Genomic DNA, 14,157 nt, shown 5'->3' with positions numbered 1-14,157 from the left:
TACCAGACGAGAGTCTTGCAGCCGTAGGTCTTGGTGAAGCCTTCGAAGGTCCCGAGCTTGTGCTGACGGATACGCGCCGCAAGCGCGCTGGTCACACCGGTGTAGAGCGTTCCGTTCCGGCGGCTCGCCAGGATGTAGACAGCGATGAAGGCATCCTGCCCGACCATCGGCGAAAGCTAGGCCGTGACGGGGATTGCGTCATCCGTCGTGGCGCAGCTTCGAGGTCCTGTCTGCTGGGTCCCGGGTCTCCGCGCTCTCGCGAGCGCTCCGCCCGGGATGACGGGCGCGGGAGGCGCGAACGACTGTAGCCTGCGCCTCGCGGAGGAGGCCCTAACCCCCGCCGGCGCCGCGCTGGAAGCTTTCGACGAGGCTGCCGCAGACCAGGCGCCAGCCGTCCACCAGGACGAAGAAGATCAGCTTGAAGGGCATGCTGACCACCACGGGGGGCAGCATCATCATGCCCATGCTCATCAGCACGCTGGCCACCACGAGGTCGATGACCAGGAAGGGGATGAACAGCAGGAAGCCGATCTCGAAGGCGCGCTTCAGCTCGGAGATCATGAAGGCTGGGGTGACCACCCGGATTGGGATGTCCTGGAGGTTGGCCGGCCGCGGCACCTTGGAGAGGCGCATGAACAGGCCGAGGTCGTCCTGGTCCACCTGGCTGAGCATGAACTGCTTCAGCGGCCCGCCCGTGGCGTCGAAGGCCGCCGGGAGCTCCATCTGCTGCTCCAGCAGGGGGCGGACGCCTTCGTTGTAGGACCGCTCGAAGGTGGGCCCCATGACGATGGCGGTGAGGAACAGGCTGAGCGAGATGATCACCGCATTGGGCGGGCTCTGCTGCAGGCCCAGCGCGGTGCGCAGCAAGGAGAGCACCACCACGATCCGCACGAACGAGGTGGTCATGATCATGATCGACGGCGCCAGCGACAGCACCGTCAGCAGGCCCACGAGCTGGACCACCCGTTCGGTCAGGCCGGCGCCGGTGCCCAGGTTGACGTTCAGCGTCTGGGCCACGGCGGCGGCGGGCAGGATCATGGCCGCCGCGGCGGTGATGGCCGCGATCAGGCCGGCGCGGCGCCAATCCTCGGCCGGCAGCGTGCGGATCGCCTTCCAGAGCTCGCGCATCACGGCGCGTCCTTGGCGGGCAGGTCGCTGAGCAGGCGGCCTTCGCCCAGCAGGATCAGGCGCTCGCGCCCGTCGCACTCGACGATCAGGATCCGCCGGGCCGGGTCCAGCACCAGGCTTTCCACCACCTTCAGGCGGCGGTCCTTGCGCTGGCTGGCGAGCCGCGCCATGGCGTCCGGGCCGTACTTGCGCAGCGCGATGGCCGCGAGGCCGACCAGGCCCAGGGTGAGGGCCAGGGCGAAGACGGCTCTGAGGAAATTGGAAAGGTCCATGGGCGACGCTTCTGGCGGCGGATACGGCCCCCATTCGCCGTTGAGTCTCTTAAACCAGGATTAACCCTGTTGATTAAGGATCAGGTCCTATGAACCTGGCCGAAATCCCGCTCTTCTCGATGCTTCGGGGCCGCATGGGCTACCTCACCGAGCGCCAGAAGGTGATCGCGGAGAACGTGGCCAATGGCGACACAGCGAAATACGTCCCCAACGACCTGAAGCCCTTCAGCTTCGACGCCCGGATGGAGGCGCAGAAGAAGGCGCAAGGGGTCAGCGGCCTGCCGCTGATGGCCGCAACCCAGGCCGGGCACATGGCGCCGAAGAACGAGCGGCGCGGGGTGGGCGCCCAGTACAAGACCATCAAGAGCCCCGACTCCGAGACCACCCTGAACGGCAACGCCGTGGTCCTGGAGGACGAGATGCTCAAGATGAGCGAGGCGCGGATGAACTACGACGCCGCCATCAGCTTCTACCAGAAGTCCATGAACCTCCTGCGCATGGCCGCGCGCCGGCCCGGCGGCTAGGAGAGACTAGATGCCCGAAATCAAACCCGTTTCCGGCATCGCCCAGGCCGTCGCGGCCTCGGCGTTGCGCGCCCAGCAGGCGCGGATGCGGATCATCGCCGAGAACCTGGCCAATGCGAACTCGACGTCGCGGACGGCAGGCGGCGACCCGTACCGCCGCCAGGCGCCGGTGTTCGAGCCTGCCAAGGTGGCCGGCGCCAAGGGCGTCAAGATGGCCAAGGTCGAGCCCGACCAGTCGGACTTCCGCCAGGAGTACGACCCCGGGCACCCGTCCGCCGACGCCAAGGGCTATGTGAAGCTGCCCAACGTGAACAGCCTGGTCGAGGCCATGGACATGCGCGAGGCGCAGCGGGCCTACGAGGCCAACCTAAACGTCATCGAGACGGCGCGCTCCATGGAGATGCGCACCCTCGATCTCCTGAAGAAGTAGGGCCTGACCGATGATGACGCCGCTTGCCGCCGCCAAGGCCTATGCCGCGACCCAGAAGGGCATGGGCGTGGGCGACAGCGTGGGCGCGACCGGAGCCCAGGCCCTGCCGCAAGGCGGCGGGTTCGCCGACGTCCTGAAGTCGGCCATGACCGACGCGGTCCACGCCTCGAAGCACGCCGAGCATCAGATGGCCGCGCAGGTGGCCGGCAAGACCGAGCTCATCGACGTGGTGACCGCGATCTCGGCGGCCGAGGCCAGCCTGGAGACGGTGATGGCCGTCCGCGACCAGGTGATCTCGGCCTACCAGGAAATCCTGCGGATGCCGATCTGACGGCTTTCCCTCCCTTGATGGGGAGGGTGGCTGGAGCGAAGCGACAGTCGGGTGGGGAGCTCGCGATCGGGCGCTGAACCTGATCCCGACAGCCTCACCCTGACCGCTTCGCGGTCTGTCCCTCCCCATCAAGGGAGGGATGGGCCTACTTTATCTCGGCGCAGCCGACCCGGGCGCCCGCGCCGCCGATGGGCTGGGTCTGGTGGTCGTCGGCGCCGGCGTGGATAACCACGGACGAGCCGTCCGCATCCTTGAGCGCCGCCAGCGTCGTCAGCGACGAGTAGATCTCGGTGACGCCGGTCCCGTCGGCGGCGACGTAGAGGTTCGGCAGGTCGCCCGTCTCGTTGGCCTTCGGGTTCAGGAGGCCGTGGACGCGGTCGCCGCCGCCGTGGGTGTGGCCGCCGGCGGAGGTGAAGTCGGCCTTCGAGCAGTCTGCCTTTTCGTGCAGGTGCAGGCCATGCCAGCCCGGCGTCAGGCCCTTGGCCTCCACCTTCAGCAGCACGCCCTTGGGGGCCTCGACGAGGGTCACCTTGCCGATCGCCTGGCCTGTGCCGTTCTTCAGCTCGGCCACGGTCTGGGGCGCCTGGGCGGTGGCGGACGAGGCGCAGAGGGCGGCAGCGGCGGTCAGGGCGAGCAGGCGAGGGGACATGAGGCGACTCCGGTTTGAACGGGAGGCTAACGTCTAGTCCCGCCCGACGGCTCCCCCAACCCCTCGCGAGGTGCTACGCCTCCGCGATGGCCGCACCGATGATCGAACTGGCAGGCGTGTCCAAGCGCTATGGCGGCCACGCGGCCCTCGACGATGTGGGCCTCTCGGTCGGCGAGGGCGAGTTCGTGGCCCTGGTCGGCGGATCGGGCTCAGGCAAGACCACCCTCTTGAAGACGATCAACGGGCTGGTGCGGCCCGACGCGGGCCGCATCGTGGTGGCTGGGGAGGATGTGGCGACGGCGTCGCCGCACCTGCTGCGCCGGCGGATCGGCTACGTCTTCCAAGAGGTGGGCCTGTTCCCGCACCTGAGCGTCGCCGAGAACATCGGGATCACGCCGCGCCTGCTGGGCTGGGACAAGGCGCGCATCGCCGCCCGCGCGGCCGAACTGCTGGCCCTGGTCGATCTGCCGCCCGGGGTGGCGGCGCGGCCGCCCGCGGCTCTGTCCGGCGGCCAGCGGCAGCGGGTGGGCGTGGCCCGCGCGCTCGCCGCTGAGCCGCGGCTGATGCTGATGGACGAGCCGTTCGGCGCCCTGGATCCGGTGACCCGCGACGCGCTTGGCGCCGACTACCGCGCCCTGCACGAGCGCCTGGGTCTGACGACGATCATGGTCACCCACGACATGACAGAGGCGGTGCTGCTCACAGACCGCGTCGTGGTGCTGAAGACAGGCCGGATCCTCGCCGACGGGGCGCCCGGGGCGCTGCTGGCGCAGAGCTCGGATCCGGACGTCCTGGCGCTGCTGGAGGCGCCGAAGCGACAGGCGCAGCGGCTGGCGGAAAGGCTTGGCGCGTGAGCGGTCCGCTCGCCGCCGCCTTCGACCTCCTGCCCGAGTATCTCGGCTGGCACGTGCTGCTGAGCCTCAGCGCCCTGGTGCTGGGCCTGACCATCAGCCTGCCGTTGGCGGTGGCCGCCGCGCGCAGCCCGCGCCTGCGCTGGCCGGTGCTGGCCCTCGCCAGCCTGATCCAGACGATCCCGAGCCTGGCGCTGCTGGCGCTGTTCTATCCGCTGCTGCTGGCGCTCTCGGCGCTGTCGCAGGCGGTGCTGAGCCAGGGGTTCTCGGCGCTCGGGTTCCTGCCGTCCCTGCTGGCCCTGACCCTCTATTCGGTGCTGCCGATCCTGCGGAACGGGGTGGCCGGGATCACCGGCGTCGATCCCGCCATCGCCGAGGCCGCGGACGGGGTCGGCATGACCCCGCGGCAGAAGCTGCTGCAGGTCGAGCTGCCGCTGGCGGCGCCGGTGATCATGGCGGGGGTGCGCACGGCCGCCGTGTGGACGATCGGGGCGGCCACGCTGTCGACCCCCGTGGGCCAGACCAGCCTGGGCAACTACATCTTCGCCGGCCTGCAGACCGAGAACTGGGTCTTCGTGCTGTTCGGCTGCGCGGCCTCGGCGGCGCTGGCGATGGCGGCGGACCAGCTGCTGGGGCTGGTGGAGACGGGCGCGCGCACCCGGCGGCCCGCCTTCGTGGCCGCGGGGCTGGCAGGGCTGGTGATCGGGGCCGGGGCCGCCCTGGCGCCGCTCGCCACGTTCGGGCAGACGGCCGCCTACACGGTGGGGGCCAAGAACTTCTCCGAGCAGTACATCCTGGCCGAGCTCATCGCCGGCCGGCTGGAGCGGGCGGGCGCGGCGGTCTCGCGCAAGGAGGACCTGGGCTCGGCCGTGGCGTACCGGGCGCTGGCGGCGGGCGAGATCGACGTCTACGTCGACTATTCGGGGACGCTCTGGACCAACGTGCTGGGGCGGGCCGACAACCCGGGACGCAAGGCGGTGCTGGACCAGCTCACCGCGGAGCTGAAGCGCCGGGACGGGGTGCTGGTGCTCGGGTCGCTGGGCTTCGAGAACGCCTACGCCTTCGTGATGCGGCCCGACCGGGCGCAGGCGCTGGGGATCGCGAGCCTGGCCGACCTCGCCCAGGAGGCCCCGCGGATGAAGCTGGGGTCGGACCTGGAGTTCCTCTCGCGGCCGGAATGGCGGGCGGTGGACGGCGCCTACGGCTTTGCGTTCCGGTCCGAGCGGTCGTTCCAGCCGACGTTCATGTACCGGGCGCTGGCGGGCGGCGAGGCCGACGTGATCAGCGCCTTCTCGTCCGACGGACGGATTGCGGCCGACCGCCTGGTGGTGCTGTCCGACCCGAAGGGGGCGATCCCGCCCTACGACGCCGTGATCCTGGTCTCGCCGAAGGCGGCGGCCGACCCGCGGCTGGTGGAGGCGCTGCGGCCGCTGGTGGGGGCCGTGCCCGTGGAGGCGATGCGGGCGGCCAACTACAGCGTCGACCGGGACGCCGGCAAGGTCACCCCCGCCGAGGCCGCGCGGGCCCTGGAACGCGTCATCGCCGGGAATTGAGGCGCCGCCCGGCGACATCTACGCCTGAGGCGAGAACCCTGTTGCCGAAGCGTCACGCCCCCGGTGTAGGGTAAACGAAGTGTTTATGCGGGCCGCGGCCCGTGGTTGGGGGATCGTCTATGAAGTTCAAGAGTTTGCCGGCCGGAGCCGCGCTGGCGGCGCTGGTGTCGGCGGCTGTCGCCGGCCCGGCGGGCGCCGTGGTGATCAGCAACGGCCAGTTCAGCGTCGGGATCAACGAATACGGCCAGTTGTACGACTCTGCCGCGGGCGTGGGCTTCCGCCGCGAGGCCGACGGGGTGGACGTGATCAGCCCGGGCATCGCGCGCGAGGGCTGGGGCCTCAACGCCGACTATGCCGACGAGAACTACTATGGCTCCAGCGGCGTCACCGCGGGCAGCTTCGACTTCACCGCCGACAGCGCGCTGGTCAGCGTCCTGACCGACGGCGGCTTCCTGGTGACCCAGTCGTTCGAATTCGTCGCCCCGAACGTCCTCGGCATCGTCACCGAGATCACCAACACCACCGGCGGCGACCTGTCGGCGCTGTTCCAGCGGGTCGCCGACTTCGACGCCAGCGCCCTGGAGCCCGAGACCGACACCGTGTCCGGCGTCTATGGCCCGGGCGGCTTCGAAAGCGGCTTCTTCGGCTTCGAGGACCCGTCGCCGCTGAGCGGCGCGTTCCTGGGGCCCTGCGACAGCGGGTGCAACGAGACCGGCGACAACGGCGCGGCCATCCGCCTGGACCTGGGCGTGCTGGGCGCCGGCCAGAGCCGCAGCTTCACCTACTTCTACGGCCTGGGCGCCGTGGGCCAGAGCCGGGACGACCTGATCGCCCAGACGCTGGGCGCGGGCGCCGGCAACGTCCTGGCCGCGGTGAGCCAGGACGGATCGGTCAGCGCCACCATGGGCGCGGCGATGAGCGCCGCCGTTCCCGAGCCGGCCACCTGGGCGATGATGCTGCTGGGCTTCTTCGGCCTAGGCTCCATGCTGCGCCGCCGGCAGGCCGCCCTGGCCTGATCCTGCCGCCAGGCTGCGACATCTGGACCCCCGGCGGCCACCGCCGGGGGTTCATTCGTTAATGGGCTCTAGCCCTTTGTTAACCATGCCGCGCCAGATTGGGTGCGTCGGCGGGTGGTTCCGTCCGGCGAGCTTTCCCGAAGAGGTTTCCCATGAGCGGCGCCGAGGTTCTGGACGTCGGGCGCGACGCCATCTGGCTCACCATCCAGCTCTGCGCGCCGGTCATGCTGGTCGGCCTCGTGGTGGGCGTGGGCATCGGCCTGTTCCAGGCGCTGACGCAGATCCAGGAGCAGACCCTGATCTACGCGCCGAAGATCGTCGCCATCTTCGTCTCGCTGCTGGTCTTCATGCCGCTGATGGGCGCGCTGATGAGCGGCTTCATGCGCAACATCGCGGCCCGCATCGCGGGCATGTAGGCGGGGAGGTCCGGCTCCGTGGAGTCCTACGCGACCGCCCAGCAGGTCTTCGCCGCCGGCCTCGTCTTCGCGCGGATCGGCGCGGTGATCATGCTGCTGCCCGGCCTGGGCGAAACCCTGGTGCCGCCGCGCATCCGGCTGTCGTTCGCCCTGGCCTTCACCCTGATGATCTTCCCCCTGATCGGCGGCACGGTCCCGCCGATCCCGAGCGGTGCGGCCGACCTCGGCCTGGCGGTGATCAAGGAGGTCCTGATCGGCCTCCTGATCGGCAGCATCCTGCGGCTCTTCATGGTGTCGCTGTCGGCGGCCGGCGAGATCGTCTCCATGGCGACGACCCTGTCCTTCTCGCAGACCGCGAACCCGATGCAGGCCCAGCCCTCGACCTCGCTGGGCACCTTCCTCGGCATGATCGGCATCGTGCTGATCTTCGCCACCAACCTCGACCACCTGTTCATCGCCGCGATCGTCAATTCGTTCGAGCTGTTCCCCTTCACCCGCGACATTCCCGTCGCCGACGCGGGGCAGCTGGCGGTGCAGACGGTCAGCCGCTCGTTCGGCCTGGGCCTGCAGCTCGCGGCGCCGGTGGTGGTGTTTTCGCTGATCCTCAACGTCGCCACCGGCCTGGTCGGCCGGGTGATGCCGCAGTTTCAGGTGTTCTTCGTCGCCACGCCGCTGATGGTGCTGGGCGGGCTGTCGATCTTCGCCCTCAGCCTGGGCGTCATCGGCATGGTCTGGATCGACCGCTTCCGTGAACTGGCCGGGACGTTCGCCGGCCAATGAGCGACGCGCCCGAAAAAGACTCAAAAACAGAAGAGGCGACACCCCAGAAGCTCGAGAAGGCCAAGGCCAAGGGCGATGGGATCAAGACCCCGGACCTTGGCCCGTTCGCGGTGCTTGCCGCGGTGTCCGGTGTCCTGGTGATGGCCGGCGGCTGGCTGGCGAAGGACATGGCCAATCGGCTGCTGCCGTTCTTCGCCCATCCCGCCGACATGTCGGTGGAGGGCCACGGCGGGGTCGAGATCCTGCGCTATGCGATGCTGGCCGGCGCGCCCGCGCTGCTGGCGGTGATGCTGACGGCCGCCGTCGCCGGCTCGGGCGCCAGCCTGATGCAGACCGGCCTGCGGTTCACGCCCGACAAGCTGAAGCCCGAACTGTCGAAGATCTCGCCGAAGAAGGGGTTCGAGCGGATGTTCGGGCCCGACGGCCTGATGCAGTTCGCCAAGTCGCTGGTGAAGGTGTCGGTCATCGCGATCCTGGCCTGGTGGATCCTGAAGCCGGTGGTCCCGAAGTTCTCCTCGCTGTCGGCGCTGGACGTGGGCGCGATCCTGCCGTTCTGCATGGACATCCTGAAGCGGCTGGTGTTCGCGGTCGTCGGCCTCAGCCTGCTGGTCGCCGGCGGCGACTGGTTCTGGCAGCGCCAGCGCTTCCTCACGCGTCAGAAGATGACGAAGGAGGAGGTCAAGGAGGACTACAAGAACAGCGAAGGCGACCCGCACGTGAAGGCGCGCCAGAAGCAGCTCCGCTATGAGCGCGCGCGCCGGCGGATGATGCAGGCGGTGCCGCAGGCGACCGTGGTGGTCATGAACCCGACCCACTACGCCGTGGCGCTGAAGTACGAGCAGGGCGAGACCGCCGCGCCCATGTGCGTCGCCAAGGGCCTCGACAGCCTGGCCCTGAAGATCCGCGCCATCGCCGAGGAGGCGGGCGTCCCGGTGATCGAGGACCCGCCGCTCGCGCGGGCGCTCTACGCCTCGGTCGATATCGACGAGATGATCCCGCCGGCGCACTTCGAGGCCGTGGCCAAGATCATCGGCTTCCTCCTGGGCGCGGGGAAGCGCCGCGCCGCCCACCGGTAGAGACGGCTCGCCGACTTTGCCCCCTGACGCCCTAAACCGTTGTGACACAATGCAGACCAACGATTCGCGAGAGGCGCTGACGCTGCCCATGGCCGAGCCTTCGTCCAAGCCATCGAAGGTCGATCCGTTCATCGCGCTCGCGGTGTTCTTCTTCCTGCTGGCCGCCGCCTTCGCCTTCGCGCCGGCGCTCAACGCGGGCCTCGAAACCCTGGCCGGCACCATGCTGCTGGTGGGCCTGGCGGGCGTCTGCTGCCTGGGCCTTTTCGTGCTGCGGGGCCCGGTGGAGGCGCCGGCCGAGACCGAGGCGGGCGCCGAAGCCTTCCTGTCGGCCCTGGGCGAGCCGTCCGCCGTCGCGGCGCCGGACGGCCGGCTGCTGACCACCAACCCCGCCTGGCGCGAAGCCATGGGCACGGCGCCCCGGCTCCCGAAAAGCGGGGCGGCGGCCTCCAGCCTGTTCGGCGCCCTGGCGGCCGCGCGTCGCGGCGAGCTGGGCCGAGCCATGGTCAGGACCGGCGGCCAGGAGCGCGAGGCCCTGGTCTCTCCGCTGGGGCCGCGCCGGTTCCTGGTGCGCCTGACCGGCCGCGGGACCGGCCCCCTGGCGCTGCCGTCCTCGGCCATGGAGGTGCTGAACGCGGTGGCCGGGGCCAAGGCGCCGCCGCCCAAGGTGCTGGACGCCTTCGCCGCCGCCTCGCCGTTCGGCGCGGCGCTGCTGGAGGGCGACGACCCGTTCGAGGCCCGGATCATCGAGGCCAACCCCGCGCTGGCCGCGGTCGCCAAGGGCGGCGAGCCCGGCCAGGTGTTCGGGGACCTGATCGAGCCCACCAGCCGGCTGGACGCCGCCATGCGCCTCAGCGAGGCCCGGGACGGCCACGCGCCGCTGGAGGTGCGCCTGGCGCACGACCCGACCCGCATCGCCCACCTCTACCTCTCGCAGAGCCCGGGCCGCTGGGTGGCCTATCTGGTGGACGTCTCCGACCAGAAGCAGGTCGAGCTGCAGCTCTCCCAGAGCCAGAAGATGCAGGCCATCGGCCAGCTGGCCGGCGGCGTGGCGCACGACTTCAACAACCTGCTGACCGCGATCCTGATGCAGCTCGACGTGCTGTCGACGCGCCACCCGGTGGGGGATCCGTCCTACGAGGGCCTCAACGAGATCAAGCAGACGTCCATGCGGGCCGCCGACCTGGTCCGCAAGCTGCTGGCCTTTTCGCGCAAGCAGACCGTCCAGCGCGAGATCCTGGACGTGGGCGAGATGGTCTCGGAGTCCGAGGTCCTGCTGCGCCGGCTGCTGTACGAGGACGTGAAGCTGGTCACCGACTATGGCCGCAACCTGCCCCACGTGCGCGCCGACCGCAGCCAGCTCGACACCGCGGTGATGAACCTGGTGGTCAACGCCCGCGACGCCATCCGCAGCCATGGCGGCGGCGTGATCCGCATCCGGACCGCGCGCGTGACGCAGGAGGAGGCCCGCAGCCTGGGCTATCCCACCGCCCAGGGCGACCAGGCGATGGTCGAGGTCTCGGACGACGGCCCCGGCATTCCGCCCGAGGTGATGGACAAGATCTTCGACCCCTTCTTCACCACCAAGCCGGTGGGCGAGGGCACGGGCCTGGGGCTCGCCACCGTCTATGGGATCGTCAAGCAGTCCGAGGGCTGGATCGCGGTGGATTCCAAGCCCGGGCAGGGCGCGGCGTTCCGCATCTTCCTGCCGGTGCACGTCGCGCCGGTCGCCGAGACGCCCGCGGTTCCCGCGGCGGCTGCGCCTGCGGCGCCGAAGCGTCCGGCGGCCCGCGACCTCTCCGGGGCCGGCCGGATCCTGTTCGTCGAGGACGAGGATGCGGTCCGCGGCGTCGCGGCCAAGCTGCTCCGCGCGCGCGGCTACGAGGTCATCGAGGCGGCCAGCGGGGAGGAGGCCCTGGAGATCGCCGAGGAGCACGCCGGCCGGATCGACCTGATGATCTCCGACGTGGTCATGCCCGGCATGCAGGGGCCGGACCTTCTGAAACAGGCCCGCCAGTACCTGGGCAGCGCGCCGGTGATGTTCATCTCGGGCTATGCCGAGAGCGAGTTCTCCGACCTGCTGGAGGGCGAACGCAACGTCTCCTTCCTGCCCAAGCCCATCGACATCAAGACCCTGGCCGAGCGGGTGAAGCAGGAACTGCAGAAGGCGGCCTGATTTAGAGTCGACTTATATAAGCGCTGGCTGCTAGAACGCCTCCTTCAAGGAGGAACGCATATGCTGTCGAACGCCATCGGGGCCGAGTTCCGGGAAGTCGCCGACCGGGAATGGGACGGCAAGCCGGCCAAGGCGGTCGTCGCGGCCCGGGTCTATCCCACCGACCCCGAGGACCTCTGGGACGCGCTCACGAACGCCGAGCGCCTTCCGCGCTGGTTCTCGCCAGTCAGCGGCGACCTGAGGCTGGGCGGCCGCTACCAGGTGGAGGGCAACGCCGGCGGGACGATCCTGCGGTGCGAGCCGGCGCAGGCGCTGGACCTGAGCTGGGAATTTGCGGGGGCGACGAGCTGGGTGACGGTGAGGCTGACCCCGGAGGGGCAAGGCGCCCGGCTCACCCTGGAGCACATCTTCCCGGCCACGGATCTGGACGGAGAACACTGGCGGAAATACGGGCCCGCCGCGGTGGGCGTTGGCTGGGACCTGGGCTTCCTGGGCCTTGGCCTGCACCTCGCTTCGGGCGAGGCCAAGCCGCCTGAAACCGATCCGGCCTGGATGGCCTCGGAGGAGGCGAAGGGCTTCATGCGCGGATCCGCCGACGCCTGGTCGGCCGCCCACATCGCGTCGGGCGAGGATCCGGCGACCGCACGTCGGATGGCGCAAAACACCGCGGCCTTCTACACAGGCGGCTGATGCATGCGTTCGATGTCCTGGGCGATCCTGTCCGCCGCCGGCTGCTGGAACTGCTGGCCGAGGGCGAGCGGTCGTCCGGCGACATGACCGCCGTGGTCCAGGCCGAGTTCGGCATCACGCAGTCCGCGGTCTCGCAGCATCTGAAGGTCCTGCGCGACGCCGGATTCGCCAGCGTCCGGATCGATGGTTCGCGACGCATCTATGCGGTGGACGCCGGGCCGATGCGCGAGGTCGACGCCTGGCTCGACCGCTTCCGGATGTTCTGGGCGCCCAAGCTGGAGGCGCTGGCGACCGAGGTGGCGCGCGGCAAACGCAAGCGGGAAGGCTAGCGCTTGAGTCCTCCGCGCGGGGGCGCGATGGATCGGCCTTGGCCAACCGGAGTTCCGGCATGAGCGACAAGACCCTGCCCACCCGACGCACGGGCGCGACGGCTGTGGGCGCCAGCGCCACCGGGGCCGCCACCCTGTTCGCCGCGTCGGCCGGGGCCCTGGCGGTGGGCGCGATGGCGATCGGCGCCCTGGCGATCGGCCGGCTGGTGCTGGGCCGCGTGACCGCCCGCACGGTGCGGATCCGCAAGCTGGAGATCGACGAACTGACCGTCGGCCGGCTGACTGTCCGCAAGCCCGACTAGAGACCGCCCTTGCGCCCGGCCTCGCGCCGCGCGACCGTACCGGCAATCAGAAAGAACGGTACGGGAGGACGATGCGATGGCGAGCGTGAACCCCAATGGGCCGCTGAAGGGCCGCACGGCCCTGGTCACCGGCGCCAGCCGCGGCATCGGCGAGGCGATCGCCGTGCGGCTGGCCATGGAGGGCGCCAAGGTGGTGGTCTCCGCGCGGACCGCCGAGGCGGGCGAAAGCAAGCTGCCTGGGACGCTGCACGACACCATCGACCGCATCCGCCGCCTGGGTGGACAGGCGGCGTTCGTGAAGGCCGACCTGTCCGACGCCGCCGACCGGGAGCGGCTGGTGGCCGAGGCGGCGGCGCTGTTCGGGCCCATCGACATCCTGGTCAACAACGCGGCGGTGACCTTCTTCATCCCGGTGGAGACGTTCCCGAAGAAGCGGTTCGACCTGATGATGGAGGTCCAGGTCTGGGCGCCATTCCACCTCAGCCAACTGGTGCTGCCGTCGATGCGCGAGCGGAAGGCCGGCTGGATCGTCAACATCTCCTCGCCCGCGGGCCTGCATCCCAAGCCGCCGTACAATCGCCGGGGCGGCGGCACGGTCTATGGCATGTGCAAGGCGGCGCTGGAGCGGTTCACCACCGGTCTCGCCTCGGAGGTCTACGACGACGGCATCGCCGTGAACGTGGTCTCGCCGGGCCTGGTCGACACGCCCGGGGTGGCGGTGCACGGCCTGATCAACGACCAGACCCGCGACCGCGTCCAGCCGATCGGGTTCATCGCCGAGGCCGTCTATCGCCTCGCCAGCGGCGACCCGAAGACCATGACGGGACGTATCGACTACGCCGAGCCTTTGCTCAAAGAATTGGGGATCGCTCCCACCGAACTGGCTTGACCCCCATGCTCGAGCAGACCGTCGACATCGCCACCAAGGACGGCAAGACCACCACCTTCATCGCCCATCCCGAACGCGGCGGACCGCACCCTGTCGTGCTGTTCTTCATGGACGCGCCCGCGATCCGCGAGGAACTGCGGGACATGGCCCGGCGCATCGCCACCGCGGGCTACTATGTGATGCTGCCGAACCTCTACTACCGGCGCGGCGTGCTGGAGCTGGCCAGCCTGCCGCCGCTGCCCGAGGCGGAGGCCCGCGCCCGCATGTTCGACCTCATGGGCTCGATCAACATCGCGATGGTGATGGACGACACCGACGCGCTGCTGGATTTCGCCGGTCGCGACCCGGCGGCCAGCCCCGGCCCGGCGGCGGCCATCGGCTACTGCATGAGCGGGCAGTACGCGATCAACGCCGCCGCGCGCCATCCGAAGCGCATTGCCTGCGCGGCCTCGCTGTATGGCGTCCAGCTCGTCACCGACCGGCCGGACAGCCCGCACCTGGCCGCGCAGAGGACGAAGGCCGAACTCTATTTCGCCTGCGCCGAACATGACACCTATGCGCCGCTGGAGATGGTCGAGGCGCTGGATGCGTCGCTGAAGAGCGCCGGCGCCAACGCCGAGGTCGAGATCTATCCCGGCGTCCACCACGGCTTCGCCTTCCCGCAGCGCCCGGTCTACGACAAGCCCGCCGCCGAGCGGCACTGGGAACGCCTGTTAGCGCTCTTCCGGCGGAACCTGGGGTAGGGGCT

At 70.2% G+C, this 14,157-nt stretch carries 19 protein-coding genes; 15 read left to right on the top strand and 4 right to left on the bottom strand.

Annotated features, from left to right (window positions below):
- The 3 genes from A2790_RS13920 to A2790_RS13910 all read right to left on the bottom strand — a co-directional run.
- The coding region (locus tag A2790_RS13920; protein WP_293392744.1) for a GIY-YIG nuclease family protein at positions 1–167 on the bottom strand (167 nt) is incomplete at its 3' end.
- A gap of 163 nt (positions 168–330) precedes the next feature.
- Positions 331–1,131: a flagellar type III secretion system pore protein FliP gene (fliP, locus tag A2790_RS13915; protein WP_293392739.1), complete on the bottom strand. Its 801-nt coding sequence runs from the start codon at positions 1,129–1,131 to the stop codon at positions 331–333.
- Positions 1,128–1,400, bottom strand: coding sequence for a flagellar biosynthetic protein FliO (locus A2790_RS13910; RefSeq protein WP_293392736.1), 273 nt, complete (start codon positions 1,398–1,400; stop codon positions 1,128–1,130). The genes fliP and A2790_RS13910 overlap by 4 nt, the downstream gene beginning before the upstream one ends.
- 89 nt (positions 1,401–1,489) lie before the next feature.
- Between A2790_RS13910 and flgB the strand changes: the two genes are divergently transcribed.
- From flgB to fliE, 3 genes are read left to right on the top strand one after another with little or no spacing between them, the layout of a single operon-like run.
- Positions 1,490–1,924 (top strand): flagellar basal body rod protein FlgB, encoded by a 435-nt coding sequence (gene flgB, locus A2790_RS13905; RefSeq protein ID WP_293392733.1) that lies wholly within the window; start codon positions 1,490–1,492, stop codon positions 1,922–1,924.
- Positions 1,925–1,934: 10 nt separating this feature from the next.
- Positions 1,935–2,354 carry a flagellar basal body rod protein FlgC gene (gene flgC, locus A2790_RS13900; RefSeq protein WP_293392730.1) on the top strand — a complete coding sequence of 140 codons (420 nt, stop codon included), beginning with the start codon at positions 1,935–1,937 and terminating at the stop codon, positions 2,352–2,354.
- 10 nt (positions 2,355–2,364) lie between these two features.
- The gene (fliE, locus tag A2790_RS13895; protein WP_293392727.1) at positions 2,365–2,685 is read left to right on the top strand and encodes a flagellar hook-basal body complex protein FliE; all 321 of its coding nucleotides are present in this window, start codon (positions 2,365–2,367) and stop codon (positions 2,683–2,685) included.
- Positions 2,686–2,830: 145 nt separating this feature from the next.
- Here fliE and A2790_RS13890 read toward each other — a convergent pair whose 3' ends face one another.
- Complete coding sequence (locus A2790_RS13890; protein WP_293392724.1) at positions 2,831–3,334, bottom strand: superoxide dismutase family protein; 504 nt, start codon at positions 3,332–3,334, stop codon at positions 2,831–2,833.
- 98 nt (positions 3,335–3,432) lie between these two features.
- Here A2790_RS13890 and A2790_RS13885 point away from each other — a divergent pair, with 98 nt between their 5' ends.
- The 12 genes from A2790_RS13885 (at position 3,433) to A2790_RS13830 (ending at position 14,152) form a co-directional block, all read left to right on the top strand.
- Positions 3,433–4,188 carry an ABC transporter ATP-binding protein gene (locus tag A2790_RS13885; protein ID WP_293392722.1) on the top strand — a complete coding sequence of 252 codons (756 nt, stop codon included), beginning with the start codon at positions 3,433–3,435 and terminating at the stop codon, positions 4,186–4,188.
- On the top strand, positions 4,185–5,738 hold the full coding sequence (locus A2790_RS13880; RefSeq protein ID WP_293392719.1) for a glycine betaine ABC transporter substrate-binding protein: 1,554 nt from the start codon (positions 4,185–4,187) through the stop codon (positions 5,736–5,738). Before A2790_RS13885 ends, A2790_RS13880 begins: the two co-directional genes overlap by 4 nt.
- A gap of 119 nt (positions 5,739–5,857) precedes the next feature.
- A complete protein-coding gene (locus A2790_RS13875) occupies positions 5,858–6,754 on the top strand; it encodes a PEPxxWA-CTERM sorting domain-containing protein (RefSeq protein WP_293392716.1) in 897 nt (298 codons plus the stop codon).
- Between the two features lie 152 nt (positions 6,755–6,906).
- Positions 6,907–7,170 (top strand): flagellar biosynthesis protein FliQ, encoded by a 264-nt coding sequence (gene fliQ, locus A2790_RS13870; protein WP_068875782.1) that lies wholly within the window; start codon positions 6,907–6,909, stop codon positions 7,168–7,170.
- 18 nt (positions 7,171–7,188) lie between these two features.
- Entirely contained in the window at positions 7,189–7,950 is a 762-nt protein-coding gene (gene fliR / locus A2790_RS13865; RefSeq protein ID WP_293392713.1) for a flagellar biosynthetic protein FliR, read from the top strand.
- Positions 7,947–9,026 (top strand): flagellar biosynthesis protein FlhB, encoded by a 1,080-nt coding sequence (gene flhB / locus A2790_RS13860; RefSeq protein WP_293392710.1) that lies wholly within the window; start codon positions 7,947–7,949, stop codon positions 9,024–9,026. The genes fliR and flhB overlap by 4 nt, the downstream gene beginning before the upstream one ends.
- Positions 9,027–9,114: 88 nt before the next feature.
- The gene (gene cckA, locus A2790_RS13855) at positions 9,115–11,199 is read left to right on the top strand and encodes a cell cycle histidine kinase CckA (RefSeq protein WP_293392741.1); all 2,085 of its coding nucleotides are present in this window, start codon (positions 9,115–9,117) and stop codon (positions 11,197–11,199) included.
- Between the two features lie 60 nt (positions 11,200–11,259).
- The gene (locus A2790_RS13850) at positions 11,260–11,889 is read left to right on the top strand and encodes an SRPBCC family protein (protein ID WP_293392707.1); all 630 of its coding nucleotides are present in this window, start codon (positions 11,260–11,262) and stop codon (positions 11,887–11,889) included.
- Entirely contained in the window at positions 11,889–12,218 is a 330-nt protein-coding gene (locus tag A2790_RS13845) for a metalloregulator ArsR/SmtB family transcription factor (protein WP_293392704.1), read from the top strand. The genes A2790_RS13850 and A2790_RS13845 overlap by 1 nt, the downstream gene beginning before the upstream one ends.
- 59 nt (positions 12,219–12,277) lie before the next feature.
- Positions 12,278–12,520: a hypothetical protein gene (locus A2790_RS13840; RefSeq protein ID WP_293392701.1), complete on the top strand. Its 243-nt coding sequence runs from the start codon at positions 12,278–12,280 to the stop codon at positions 12,518–12,520.
- A gap of 76 nt (positions 12,521–12,596) precedes the next feature.
- Positions 12,597–13,409, top strand: a complete 813-nt coding sequence (locus tag A2790_RS13835) for an SDR family NAD(P)-dependent oxidoreductase (protein WP_293392699.1) — start codon at positions 12,597–12,599, stop codon at positions 13,407–13,409.
- Positions 13,410–13,414: 5 nt separating this feature from the next.
- Positions 13,415–14,152 (top strand): dienelactone hydrolase family protein, encoded by a 738-nt coding sequence (locus A2790_RS13830; protein WP_293392697.1) that lies wholly within the window; start codon positions 13,415–13,417, stop codon positions 14,150–14,152.
- Positions 14,153–14,157 lie beyond the last annotated feature (5 nt).

It is taken from the genome of Phenylobacterium sp. RIFCSPHIGHO2_01_FULL_69_31, assembly GCF_001824475.1.
GTDB lineage: Bacteria > Pseudomonadota > Alphaproteobacteria > Caulobacterales > Caulobacteraceae > Phenylobacterium.
The sequence above is the reverse complement of the archived record's forward strand: the minus strand, read 5'-3'. Positions and strand labels throughout refer to the sequence as shown.

Coding starts and splice junctions, on each gene's coding strand:
- A2790_RS13910 (WP_293392736.1), bottom strand. CDS start 1,400: ATGGACCTTTCCAATTTCCTCAGAGCCGTCTTCGCCCTGGCCCTCACC.
- flgB (WP_293392733.1), top strand. CDS start 1,490: ATGAACCTGGCCGAAATCCCGCTCTTCTCGATGCTTCGGGGCCGCATG.
- flgC (WP_293392730.1), top strand. CDS start 1,935: ATGCCCGAAATCAAACCCGTTTCCGGCATCGCCCAGGCCGTCGCGGCC.
- fliE (WP_293392727.1), top strand. CDS start 2,365: ATGATGACGCCGCTTGCCGCCGCCAAGGCCTATGCCGCGACCCAGAAG.
- A2790_RS13890 (WP_293392724.1), bottom strand. CDS start 3,334: ATGTCCCCTCGCCTGCTCGCCCTGACCGCCGCTGCCGCCCTCTGCGCC.
- A2790_RS13885 (WP_293392722.1), top strand. CDS start 3,433: ATGATCGAACTGGCAGGCGTGTCCAAGCGCTATGGCGGCCACGCGGCC.
- A2790_RS13875 (WP_293392716.1), top strand. CDS start 5,858: ATGAAGTTCAAGAGTTTGCCGGCCGGAGCCGCGCTGGCGGCGCTGGTG.
- fliQ (WP_068875782.1), top strand. CDS start 6,907: ATGAGCGGCGCCGAGGTTCTGGACGTCGGGCGCGACGCCATCTGGCTC.
- flhB (WP_293392710.1), top strand. CDS start 7,947: ATGAGCGACGCGCCCGAAAAAGACTCAAAAACAGAAGAGGCGACACCC.
- cckA (WP_293392741.1), top strand. CDS start 9,115: ATGGCCGAGCCTTCGTCCAAGCCATCGAAGGTCGATCCGTTCATCGCG.
- A2790_RS13850 (WP_293392707.1), top strand. CDS start 11,260: ATGCTGTCGAACGCCATCGGGGCCGAGTTCCGGGAAGTCGCCGACCGG.
- A2790_RS13845 (WP_293392704.1), top strand. CDS start 11,889: ATGCATGCGTTCGATGTCCTGGGCGATCCTGTCCGCCGCCGGCTGCTG.
- A2790_RS13840 (WP_293392701.1), top strand. CDS start 12,278: ATGAGCGACAAGACCCTGCCCACCCGACGCACGGGCGCGACGGCTGTG.
- A2790_RS13835 (WP_293392699.1), top strand. CDS start 12,597: ATGGCGAGCGTGAACCCCAATGGGCCGCTGAAGGGCCGCACGGCCCTG.
- A2790_RS13830 (WP_293392697.1), top strand. CDS start 13,415: ATGCTCGAGCAGACCGTCGACATCGCCACCAAGGACGGCAAGACCACC.